7 protein-coding genes are annotated in these 11,653 nt (G+C 66.7%); 4 read left to right on the top strand and 3 right to left on the bottom strand.

The annotated features are described in order from the left end of the window. Nucleotides 1-163: 163 nt before the first annotated feature. Nucleotides 164-568: a roadblock/LC7 domain-containing protein gene (locus ACFVWW_RS07860; RefSeq protein WP_384183313.1), complete on the bottom strand. Its 405-nt coding sequence runs from the start codon at nt 566-568 to the stop codon at nt 164-166. Beyond that, nucleotides 565-3,144 carry a nitrate- and nitrite sensing domain-containing protein gene (locus ACFVWW_RS07855; RefSeq protein ID WP_386876576.1) on the bottom strand — a complete coding sequence of 860 codons (2,580 nt, stop codon included), beginning with the start codon at nt 3,142-3,144 and terminating at the stop codon, nt 565-567. Before ACFVWW_RS07855 ends, ACFVWW_RS07860 begins: the two co-directional genes overlap by 4 nt. A gap of 1,033 nt (nt 3,145-4,177) precedes the next feature. Here ACFVWW_RS07855 and ACFVWW_RS07850 point away from each other — a divergent pair. The 4 genes from ACFVWW_RS07850 to ACFVWW_RS07835 all read left to right on the top strand — a co-directional run bounded on the left by ACFVWW_RS07850 (nt 4,178) and on the right by ACFVWW_RS07835 (nt 10,313). Then, nucleotides 4,178-4,582, top strand: a complete 405-nt coding sequence (locus tag ACFVWW_RS07850; protein ID WP_386876794.1) for an SseB family protein — start codon at nt 4,178-4,180, stop codon at nt 4,580-4,582. Beyond that, nucleotides 4,572-5,219 (top strand): hypothetical protein, encoded by a 648-nt coding sequence (locus ACFVWW_RS07845; RefSeq protein WP_386876575.1) that lies wholly within the window; start codon nt 4,572-4,574, stop codon nt 5,217-5,219. The genes ACFVWW_RS07850 and ACFVWW_RS07845 overlap by 11 nt, the downstream gene beginning before the upstream one ends. Beyond that, nucleotides 5,219-9,814 (top strand): putative T7SS-secreted protein, encoded by a 4,596-nt coding sequence (locus tag ACFVWW_RS07840; RefSeq protein WP_386876573.1) that lies wholly within the window; start codon nt 5,219-5,221, stop codon nt 9,812-9,814. The genes ACFVWW_RS07845 and ACFVWW_RS07840 overlap by 1 nt, the downstream gene beginning before the upstream one ends. Nucleotides 9,815-10,043: 229 nt before the next feature. Further along, nucleotides 10,044-10,313 carry a hypothetical protein gene (locus ACFVWW_RS07835; RefSeq protein ID WP_386876571.1) on the top strand — a complete coding sequence of 90 codons (270 nt, stop codon included), beginning with the start codon at nt 10,044-10,046 and terminating at the stop codon, nt 10,311-10,313. Nucleotides 10,314-10,389: 76 nt separating this feature from the next. Here the strand turns inward: ACFVWW_RS07835 and ACFVWW_RS07830 are convergent, their stop codons facing one another. Further along, entirely contained in the window at nt 10,390-11,493 is a 1,104-nt protein-coding gene (locus ACFVWW_RS07830; RefSeq protein WP_386876569.1) for a hypothetical protein, read from the bottom strand. Nucleotides 11,494-11,653: the final 160 nt, after the last annotated feature.

Below are 11,653 nucleotides of genomic sequence, written 5' to 3'. Positions count from 1 at the left end.
GTGGAGCGGGCTCGACCCGGGCGACGACCGGGGGGTGGTGCGGTGGTGCGGGTCGTACGGACAGAGCGGGCGGAGCAGGTGGTACGGGCAGAGCGGGCGGTGCGGGCGGAGCAGGTGGTACGGACGGACCGGGCGGTACGGTCGTACGGGAACGGCCCGGCGATCAGTGCGAAAGCTCGCTGGTCGCCTCGCGGACCTGGGGAGACAGTGAGTCGCCGACCTGGTTGATCAGTTCGGACATCATGTAGCTGACCTCACCGATGTCCGCGTCCCTGGTGGTGGTCACCAGCAGCGAGGCGCCGCTGGAGACGGCCATCGAGAACATGTAGCCGCCCTCCATCGCCGTGAGGCTGTGCTCGACGGGATCGGTGTTCGTCAACTGGGCTGCGGCAGAAAGCAGGTTGACGACGCCGGAGGCGATGGCGGCCAGCCGGTCGGCGTCGTCGCGATCCACACCGGTGTAAGCCAGCGCGAGTCCGTCCACGGACACGGCTATCACCTGAGTGACTTCCGGGATACGTCCGGCGAAACCGCTCAGGATCCAGCTCAGGTCGGCGGGTGAGGTCATTTCTTGCTCCGTTCGGAGTCGTCGGTGGTGGAACGCCCGCGCTGGTTGGTGCTCCTGCTGATCCCCTGGGCGTAAGCCGCCAGGACGTCAGAGACCTGCCGGGAGTCCCGGCGGCGGGGCGACGGCCTGGGTACGGCGGCGCCGGAGCGCTGTTCGGTGCCGTCCCGTTTGCCCAAGGTGGCTCGCTGCTGCGGGGCGTTGCGCTGTCGCACGGGCAGTCCTGAGGAGCTGACTCCGGCGATGCGCGAAACCGGCTCGTCGCGCACGGCACGCCGGGCAGGCGCGCTGCCGCGCTCTCGCTCGCGCGTGTCGGCGCCGGATCCGCCATCGCGGAACCCGTTGCCTCCGGCGGTGCCGCCGGGCGGCGTGACCCGGTTGCCTCCGCCCTGGTTCGCGCCCTGCGCCCAGCCGGGCCGGCCCGGCGTGTAGTCGCCGCCGGCGGGAGCGCTGCCCGTGGCGGCTCCGGCACCCGCGCCGACGGGGGCGCCGCGGTCGGGCCACCCGCCGGCTTCGGCCGGCTGCCTGCGCCCGGGCCGTCCGGGCTGTGCGGGCCGTGCGGTCTGTCCGGTCTGTGCGGGCTGTCCTGGCTGGGTGATCGGACGAGGCGCCTCGTAGCGCACACCGATGCCATGGCTGTCGTTGCCGCGGTCCCCGCCGAGCGTGCCCTGCGGCGGCGGTGCGCCCTTCCGAGGGGTCGTGGCCAGCACGTTCACCGGCAGGGCGACCTCGGCGATGGTGCCGGGGCCGGACGAGTCGCACAGTTCGACGACGATGCCGTGACGCGCGGCGAGCCGCGCCACCACGTGCAGACCCATGGACCGTACGTCTCCGATGCCGGACTGCGGCTCGCGCAGCGCGGCGTTGTAGACGGCGCGGCGTTCCGCGGTGATGCCCACTCCCTCGTCGACGATCTGCACGACGGCCCGGTCCCACAGCCGCCATACGGCGACCCCGACCTGCTTGTCGGGAGGGGAGAACCGGGTCGCGTTGTCGAGGAGTTCCGCCAGGATGTGCGCCACGTCGTGCACGGCGCGGGCGGCGATGCCGATTTGCGATTCGATGACGCCGAGCGACACGCGGTCGAAGCGCTCGATCTGCTGGGCCGCGGCCATGATGACGGTGGAGCAGTCGATGTCCTGCGAGCGCACCCGGGCCTGTCCGTAACCACCCAGCACCAGAAGGCTGTTGGTGTTGCGCTCCATGCGGATGGCGAGGTGGTCGAGAGCGAAGAGGGTCTTCATCCGCGCGGGGTCGGCCTCGTCGCGCTGCACCATGTCCAGCTCGGACACCATGACGGTGGTCAACTGCGCGCCCCTGCGGGCGACACCGACCAGCGTTTCCGCGAACTGCTCGTGGATGTGGGCCTGTTGAGCGGCCAGACGGACGGCTTCGTGGTGGACGGCGTTGAATGCCTCACCGACCTCGCCGATCTCGTCCTCGCCCGTGGTCCTGATCGGGTTGCCGGTCCGCTGGGCGACCTGCTCGGGTGTCGCGCCGCTCAGCGCGCCGGGCTGGGACAGTTCGCTCATCACGGCGGGCAGCCCGGTGTGGGCGACCTCGTGCGCGGCGTTGCGCAGATCGTGCAGCCGGCGGATCATGACGCGACCGAGGCGGATGGCCACGACGACGGCGCCGATCAGGGTCAGCACCACCAGGGCAATCTCGGCCCCGGCGGTCCAGACGAGCGTGGTGCGCGCGTCGGAGACCGTCGAGAAGACGGACTCGTCGATCCGCTTCTCCACCGAACGCAGCAGCGCCAGGCGGTCGCTGGAAGCCTTCTGCCACTCCTTCGGAGTGACCTCGATGTCCTTGCCCGCTCCCGTACGCCCGATCTCGTCCTCGAGTCGTCGGGCCTCCAGCGCCTTCGCGCCGGAGAGGGTGCGCTCCAGCCAGGTCCGCCATTGGCCGGGGCCGAGGTCGAACAGCACGCTGATCGACTCGGTGTAGCCCAGCCGGCTGGCGTCGAACGTCCGCTGCGAGGCGATCGTGAAGCCGCCCGCGGCCTGCGCCCTCATCACCGTGACCTGCTGCTGGGCCGTGTACTCGGCCGCCTCGGACAGGGCGGCGGCAGCGCGGATCCGGTCCGCGATGTCGGCGTCGACTCCGTCGGCCTGCGCGATGCCGTCGCGGTAGCCGTTGAGGTCGGCGATCACGATCCTGTAGCCGAAGGCGAGCGCGGAGATGGTGCTGCCGCCCGAGCGCACCTGGGCGCGCAGGGAGGGCATCTCTTCGATGAAGCGCTCGATACGGTCCAGCGCGCCCTGTGCGTTGCCGGGCACCTCGGACAACTGTTCGGTCTGGCTGCGGAATTTGGCGACACTTATATCGGTCGCGTTGGAACTTTCCTGGAACGTCTCCGTATCTCCCTGTGCGGAGACCAGTGCGGTGGCTGCCGCCCGCTCACGCTGCAACTGGTGGGTCAACTCTCCTGCGGTGGCCGCGACTTCGACCATCGAGGTCAGCCGGTTGGCCTGGAGCGCCTGGTTGGTCGCCGGCGCGAGGGCCAGACCCGAGAAGGCGACGGCCACGGCGAGAGGCGCGGTGACGAGCAGGGCGAGGCGACGATTGATTTTCACTGAGCGGCTCCATCGCCGGAACCGGTGCTGAGTATCGGTAACACGCAGATACCTATTAACGGGTTGTGGCGGGGTGTCGGTGGGGACGCTGCTATGTCGGTGGGGACGCTGGTGCGCCGGTGGGAACTGTGGTGCATCGTGTGCGTCGTTGCGGATGGGGCGGAGGGGGCCCCAGCGGGGCGGCCTGATCTTAAGCGGTCGCGCGTGGCAACGGACGTGCATCGCCGAAAATCGTGCGCACCTAACCGCGCAGGAACGATCCAACTCGGTCACGAATGCCCGGAGAGTAGTCCCCACCGAGGCCAATCGGAATGACCGAATCGGCCCACCGAAACCCTGCTTGACCAGCGCACCGGCCCTGCGCGACGGGACGGCTGACGGCTTACGGAATGTCCACGAAGCGTTCTGACATGCGGACTTGACGAACCATCAGATGCCCGGGTTTCGTTGTGGAAAGGTTAGATGCGTTGATCGATGACGGGTCGCGGCGAGTCTCCTTGGAGGCGAGCACCTCGGCGCGGGCGGCAGCCCGGCCGGGTCGGACGCGGGTGCCCGATCTCTCCTTCGAGCAGGCACGAGGACCGCTGTCCGACCGCCGATCCGGACGCCGCCCTGAACCGTCGCGACGACCGCGACGGCGGTGAGCTCCACACAGTGGCCGCGTTAGGCGCTTCTCCGAACGGGGGGATTCGACCGCGTACCCGTCGGCACGACCGTCCGCGCCGAACTGGACCTGGCGTGCCGGCGGTGACATTGATCGGGGCGACATAACGGCTCGGACGGCTCGGACGGCTGGGCTGCTGTCGGGCGGCCGAGCAGCCGTCGATGAAACGAGCGGTCAATGGGACGTGGTTCCTGGTAGACGAAGGGCTCTGGTGCTCCACCGGATCGACCTTGCTCGCGGGAATGGGCGCATGACAGCATTTCGCACGTGCGTGGAAACGAGGACGACGAATCGCGGTCTGACCGCCCGTCAAGGCTCGCCGAGTTGGCTGACTGGCCTGCGGCGCAGGAGTCGGATGGGCGACGGGAAGTGCCCGAGTCGACGCCTGGTGACGCGCCGGTGGATGAACTGGCGTTCGCGAGGCGTCGATTTGCGATGTTGCTGGGTGAATTCCGGCGTACGGCTGTGTTGGTGCCGTTCGATGCGCAGGGGAGTTTGTGGACCGCCGATCAGAACGGTGTGCGGTGGATCTGTGCGTTCTCGGACGAGGAGGCGTTGGCCCAGTTCGCGCGGGCTCAGGGTGACGCTGAACGGGAGTGGACGTACCGAACGGTTCTCGGCGCGCGGTTGCTGGATGTAATGGTGCCTGTGCTGCCAGGTCCGGCTGGTGTGGCGCTCGACGCGGGCAGTGAAGAGGGCATGTTGTTCCCGCCGGTAAAGGGCATCGTGCCGGACTCGGCGGCGGTTGATCTCGGGGGACGGAATGACCGGTGACCATGCTGATCTGCAGGCTTCGGAGTCGGCGCTCGCCGACATCGCGAAGGGTATCGACTTGGCGCATGCCGAGTTGAAGGAACTCGGCATGATCGGTGAAGCGTCGGCCGGGCGGGGGTTCTCGGACCTGTCACTCACGGGAATGGAGTTGGGTCACGGCGGGCTGACGTCCGAGTTCGAGACGTTCTGTGATCGCTGGGAGTGGGGGGTTCGGGCACTGACGCTGCGCGGGAACGGTTTCGCGCAGGGCGTGGGTCTGTCGGCCGGCTCGTTCGCCGAGCACGAGCAGTACGTCAAGGACTCGTTCAAGATCGGCGTGAACTCGCTGAACGGGAACCCGCACCTGAGCGAGGACGAGGTCAAGGAGCTGAGCTGGGACAAGATCAGCACCCAGTCGGCATTTGACAACCCGGACTGGAGCGCCGAGTCGTTCTCCGAGGCGCACGCGGAAGTCAAGCAGACGTGGAAGAACACGGCGTACGACGTGGAGGACGCGATGCTCGACTCGATGGAACGTTCGGGGGCGGTGGACCCGAAGTTGCGTGACGCTATGGACGAGCAGCTCAAGGAGACTCTCGATCCCTCCCAGGAGACGGTCGCGCAGGCCGAGGAGCCGCGGTGGGGGGAACGCGGCTGATGGTGGACTGGGGAGGGCTGGCCGACAAGGTCGTCGACGGTGTCGGCAAGGGGATCGACAAGGGCAAGGAGATCGTCGGCGAGGGTGTCGACTGGAGCACGGACCGGGTCGGTGAGGGCCTGGACAAGGCCGGCGCGCACGACTGGGCGGATGCTGTCGAGGACTGGGGCGACGAGACCGCGTCCTCGCTCGGTGCCGAGGTCGGTGAGCAGCAGCTCGGTCAGAGCGAGCAAGCCGACGAGCTGATCCATGGCAAGCCGGAGAAGATCGCCGCGACGGTGAAGAATCTGCGGGACTTCCAGAAGGCGTTCGATCTCGTCGGCGGCGGGATGAAGAAGCTCGACTCCGGTCACTGGAAGGGCGAGGCCGCCGACGCCTTCCGGGAGAAGTTCCAGACACTGCCCACGGACTGGCTGCGCGCGGCTGACGCCTTCGAGGACGCGGCCAAGGCACTGGAGACGTACTCCGAGTCGGTCACCAGTGCGCAGGGCAAGGCCCGTGAGGCGATCGCCCTCTACAAGGAGGGCAACGAGACTTCCAAGACGGCCGTGGCCGCGTTCAACAAGAAGGCGGACGCGTACAACGCCGCCCGCGACAGCGACACCCCTCTTCCCCATCCCGGCAAGTTCACCGACCCGGGCACAGCCAAGCGTCAGCGTGCGAAGGAAGTCCTGAACGACGCGCGGCAGGCCCGCAACGAGGCTGCCGACATTGCGAAGGGGGCCGTCACCGCGGCCTTGGCGCACGCCCCCAAGGAACCCACCGGTCGCGAGCGGGCCAAGCTGGAGCTCATGGACTGGGGCGTGGGCCAGGGCATCGAGCTGGCTCACTTCGGTGGCGGTGTCGTCAAGGGCACCGCAGGGCTGGTCAACTTCGTCCGCTCGGTCAACCCCATCGACGCGTACAACCTGACCCACCCTGCCGAGTACTACAAGGGCGTCAACATGACGCTCGCCGGCCTGGCCTCCACGGTCGCCAACCCGGACCGCGCGCTGAAGAGCGCCTGGGACGCGGCGAAGGGCGACCCGTCCGAATTCCTCGGCCGTCTCGTCCCGGAACTTATCGGCACCAAGGGAACGGGCGTTCTGAGGGGTGGTCTGCGGGCGGGGATGAAAGACCTTGTCGACAGCCCGAAGGGCAAGAATCGACACGGACACGACAAGGACCCTGATAGCAACGGTAAGAAGTGCAGCGAGACGAAGTGCGACGGAGACCCCGTCGACGTCGCGACCGGACGCATGCTCCTGCCGCAGACGGACGTAGCACTGCCGGGCTCGCTGCCCCTGGTGTTCCAGCGCACCTTCGACTCCTCGTATCGAGGCGGCCGTTGGTTCGGCCCGACCTGGTCGAGCACGGTCGACCAGCGGCTGGAGATCGACTCGGAAGGCGTGGTGTTCAGCTGCGACGAGGGCAGCCTGTTGGCGTATCCGCATCCCGCTCCCGGCGTCGCCGTCATGCCCACTCACGGTCGACGCTGGCCCCTTGACCGGGTGGAGGACGGCTACACGATCTCCGACCCCGAAACCGGTCGGGTCTGGCATTTCGTCGACCACAGAGACGGGTTGGCCCTCCTTACTCAGGCCGACGACCGTAACGGCCGTTGGATCACCTTCGAGTACGACGAGACCGGCGCCCCGACGTCGATCGCGCATCACGGCGGCTACCACCTGAAGCTCACCACGAGCGAAGGGAGGGTCACGGCCCTGCACCTGGCGGGCGCTGCACCGGACGGCACCGACCAGGAGATCCTCCGCTACGGCTACACCGACGGCCACCTCACCGAGATCACAAACTCCTGTGGCCGCCCCCTGCGCTTCGGCTGCGATGAGCACGGCCGCATCACCTCCTGGACCGACACCAACGACAGCCACTACGACTACGTCTACGACGACCTCGACCGTTGCGTGTACCAGTCGGGCACGAACGGACACCTCGAATCCCGTTTCACATGGGACGACACAGACCCCGACACCGGCCTGCGCATGACTTCCATCACGAACGGCCTCGGCCACACCAAACGCTTCGTCATCAATGACCGGGCACAGGTTGTCGCCGAGATCGACGCGCTGGGCGCGGTCACCCGCTTCGAGTACGACCGCTTCAACCACCTGCTGTCCCGCACGGATCCACTGGGCCACGTCAGCCGCTTCACATATGACGAGAGTGGTCGGCTGACCGTGGTGGAGCGACCGGACGGACGCCAGTCGAGGGCGCAGTACAACGAGCTCGGGCTGCCGGTGCGGATCACCGACGCGGCCGGGATGGTAACGCGCCAGACGTTCGATGAGCAGGGCAACCGCACGTCCGTCACCGATCCATCGGGTGCTACAACATGTTTCTCGTACGATGAGCGGGGTCGCCTTGCGTCAGTGACTGACGCCATGGGGCAAACCTCGGTCATGGCCTGCGACAGAGCAGGACTCTCCATCGAAATCACCGACTCTCTGGGCGCTTGCAACCGGTTCCAACGAGATGCGTTCGGCCGCAAGATGAGCACCACCGACGCAGCGGGGGCGACCACCCATCTCGAATGGACAGTTGAGGGTCAGCTGGCGCGCCAGGTCATGCCGGACGGAAGCGAGCAGAGCTGGACGTTCGACGGGGAAGGCAAGTGCATTGCGCACACGGATACGATGGGGAGAATTACCACCTCCGAGTACGGCGACTTCGACCTCCTCGTAGCGCGAACCGGGCCTGACGGGGCTCGCTTCGAGTTCAGTCACGATGTCAACTTGCGTTTGACGGGCGTCACCAACCCCCAGGGCTTGGAGTGGCACTACGAGTACGACCCGGCCGGACGTCTTATATCCGAGTCCGACTTCGATAGTCGCACCGTCACGTACACCTACGACGCGGCCAACCGGATGACCTCAAGGACGAACAGCCTCGACCAGACCATCCGGTTCGAGCACAACAGCCTCGGCAAGGTAGTTCTCAAAGACAGCGACGGCGAAGTAACTACCCTCGAGTACGACATCTTTGACGAACTCGCTGCCGCAACAGGCCCACAGGCGACGCTCACCCGGTTGCGGGACCGTCATGGCCGTCTGCGCTCCGAGACGGTGAACGGACGAACCGTTACTTACCGGTACGACAGGCTTGGGCGGCGTGTCGGGCGGACGTCTGCCGGCGGTGCCGTCAGCGAGTGGGCCTTCGATGCGGCAGGGCACCGGAATCACCTCACGACATCCGGTAGGGAGGTGTTGTTCGAACGTGACTCTGTGGGAAGGGAATTGATCCGCCACATCGGTGAAGTGATCACGCTGACGCATGTCCGGGACTCGGCCGGTCGCCTTGCCCGCCAGGACGTCACTGCTCGCGGCCAGAGTGTCCAGCGCCGCGAATATACCTATCGGGCTGACGGTAGCCTCGTGGGAATCGATGACCAACTCGCCGGCGCGAGCGCCTATGGCATGGATTCCGTCGGTCGTGTTACAGATGTGCATGCTGCCAACTGGGCAGAGCGATATGCATACGACGTGGCGGGTAACCAGACGTCGGCAACGTGGCCGTCGGGTCACTCGGGCCACGAAGCAACTGGGGAACGTACCTACCGAGGTACCAGCATCGAGCGCGCCGGTCGTATTCGCTACGTGCATGACAATCAGGGGCGAATGGTGCTCCGCCAAAAGGCTCGTCTCTCGCGCAAACCCGACACCTGGCGCTACGGGTGGGACGCTGAGGATCGTCTGAGCTCGGTCACCACCCCTGACGGCCAAAAGTGGCGATACACCTACGATGTGCTCGGGCGACGCATTGCGAAGCTCCGTGTGGCGGACGACGGGCGCACCATTCTGGAGCAGATTCTGTTCACCTGGGACGGTGCCGTCCTCTGCGAACAGCTCAGCGAGGGCGAGGGATTGCCTCACCCCGTCAGTCTCACCTGGGATCATGACGGCCTACGTCCGATCGCCCAGACAGAGCGCGTTCTTACCGCGGATGCATCGCAAGAAGTGATTGATGAACGATTCTTCGCCATAGTCACCGACCTGGTGGGAACTCCCAGTGAGCTCATAGACGAGTCGGGTGCACTCGCCTGGCGAACTCGCCGCACACTCTGGGGCGCGACGGCGTGGGCAGCCAACAGTACGACGTATACACCGCTGCGATTCCCGGGCCAGTACTTCGACCCCGAAACCGGGCTTCATTATAATTTTCATCGTTACTACGATCCGGAAACGGCACGTTATGTATCCCCGGATCCCCTCGGTCTCATTCCGTCGCCCAATCCCGTCACGTACGTCCGAAACCCCCACCTGTGGATTGATCCGCTCGGGCTCAAGGCGTGCATCGGGCAAGCCGACCCTGCAAGTCAGGCGGGCGACCTCGGCATGCTTGCCGACAAGATTGCTGCGCATGGTGACATCAACAGGCGAGGCATTCCGGGGGTCCAGGATATGGATGTCCCGGAGTATCTCGAAGACATGATGACTGCAAGGCCTGGGATTAAAATGCGGGACACCCCATCAGGAACCCCTCGTTGGGCATGGTGGGATGATCCGACCGGCACGATGCTGATCCGTGAGGGATCCAACGGCACCTTCATGCAGCCAGGTGACGGCCACAGCTACTACATGCGCCAACTCCAGGAGTAATGCGGTGAACGAAAGTTCGAGATCTCGGCAGGGATCGACGGAGACGCCGAATACGGACGAGACATGGTCCGGGCTTACTCCGTCGGCGATGAACAGCGTCTCTCGGTATGATGCCGGCCGATTGGAAATCGAGCGAGCTCGGGTTGCACCCAGAATTCGCGAGGCAATCACAGACCCGGTGTATTCTGTCAGGAACCTATTCTCGTCCTGGGAGCTCCTTGTCCGCAGAATGGAAGCTGACTGGAAACTGCCGGGTCAGTATCCGATCAGCGCTTACATCAATGATCTGGATGCGAGAGATCAGTTGCAGATTGCCATGGGCACACTGACCGAGGAGGCCCAAGGGGAACTGGCTGACCTGCTGGCCGGGTTGGATGCACGCTTCGTACGTGAGTCGGTGCCGGACGAGGCGGGCGAGCTCCGCCCGTGGCTGAAGCCGTCCTCGGGTGAAGAGCCGCACGGGTTCTGGCTGCGCAAGCCTCGTAATCACCCCTGGTAGGCCGCAGGCCCGGTTCCGGGAGGGATTCGTCTGAGGGCCGTCCTGAGATCCTCTCGAACGCGCAAGCCGCCGCCGCTCACGACCGGGTGGCGGTTCCGCACCCCGCTTCGCCGGTCTCCCGCATGCGCGCGTCCATCGACGTGCTCCGGTCGTACGGGTCGACCTCGGGGCCGTCTCCCGAGCCCGTGGCCGCGCGTTCGGCGCTGAACTCGGGGGTGAGGTAGCCGGTGAAGGTGTCGCAGCCGCCGTTGGTGGTGTCCACTTTGTAGGAGACGAGGGAGAACGTCCCCGGCTCGATGACCACCTTCGCCGGGTTGTCCCAGCTCATCACGACCTCGCGGCGCGTGATGGTGCGCGCGACTTCGGCGCTGCCCGTTGCGGCGCGTACGACCGGATAGACGTAGGTGACATCCGTGGTCACCTCGACCGCACCGCGCTTGCCTTCCCGGTACGTGATCCGTCCTCGCGTCTTGACCACGTTCCCGACAGGCCGCACCTCCGTTTTCACGAAACGGCTGAACAGCAGCAGCGGATCGTTCTCCCGGCTGGGCGCGCGGAACGCGGTCGCCAGGTAGTCCTGGACATCCTGCTGATGCGGATTGATCAACGCGATTGCCTTCTTCGGCCGCTCCCCGCGCAGTACGCCAGGATCCAGACTGGACGCGACAAGGAAGTCCCGGGTCCGATCGAGCGCCTGCGCGACCTGCTCCTTGCTCATCCAGCCGGTCGCCCGTGCCGCAGGCAGACGGATCCCTGCCGTCCCGTCGCCCCACCGCGCCGCGGGCGATCCCCTGAACGGTTCATCCACTGTGGGCAGTTGGGCTGCCGCCTCCGTCGCGGGCGGCTGATCCGGACGTTCCGACTCCGCGGCGAGCGGCGCACTCTCGCCGCCCCCGCCTCCGCCTCCGAACCATCCAGTCACCCGCCCCGGATCCAGCGCCACGACCAGCAAGCCGACCGCGACGAACAGACCGACCGCGTACCAGCCCTTGCCCCGTCGACGCCGGGCCGGTTGGTAGGTCCGCCACCCCTCCGGCCGGCCGGTCTCCTCCCGCAGCCGCCGCGCCACCATCCGGGCCCGCGCCGACGGCTCCTCGGGCGCGCCCTGAGTCCCGGCCTCGGCCTCCCGCAGGAAGCGCTCCCACTCCTCGTCCGGTATGGACGCCCCACCCTTGCCCACGCTGCGCTCCCGCCCCTCTTACGCGCCCAGTCTCTCCCCAGGACCGGTCGATATCCGTGCATCATCACACAGCTCAGCCGCACCAAAACGAACCCAAGTCCCGCATGACCAGCCCTGAAACGGCGCCGGCTCAGTCAGAACCATTCGTCATCCCTCACTG

This window comes from Streptomyces sp. NPDC058198 (genome assembly GCF_042882605.1).
Taxonomy (GTDB): Bacteria; Actinomycetota; Actinomycetes; order Streptomycetales; family Streptomycetaceae; genus Streptomyces.
Note: the sequence above shows the minus strand (reverse complement) of the source record. Positions and strands in the feature narration are given on the sequence as shown.

Coding starts and splice junctions, on each gene's coding strand:
- ACFVWW_RS07860 (WP_384183313.1), bottom strand. CDS start 568: ATGACCTCACCCGCCGACCTGAGCTGGATCCTGAGCGGTTTCGCCGGA.
- ACFVWW_RS07845 (WP_386876575.1), top strand. CDS start 4,572: ATGACCGGTGACCATGCTGATCTGCAGGCTTCGGAGTCGGCGCTCGCC.
- ACFVWW_RS07840 (WP_386876573.1), top strand. CDS start 5,219: ATGGTGGACTGGGGAGGGCTGGCCGACAAGGTCGTCGACGGTGTCGGC.
- ACFVWW_RS07835 (WP_386876571.1), top strand. CDS start 10,044: ATGGAAGCTGACTGGAAACTGCCGGGTCAGTATCCGATCAGCGCTTAC.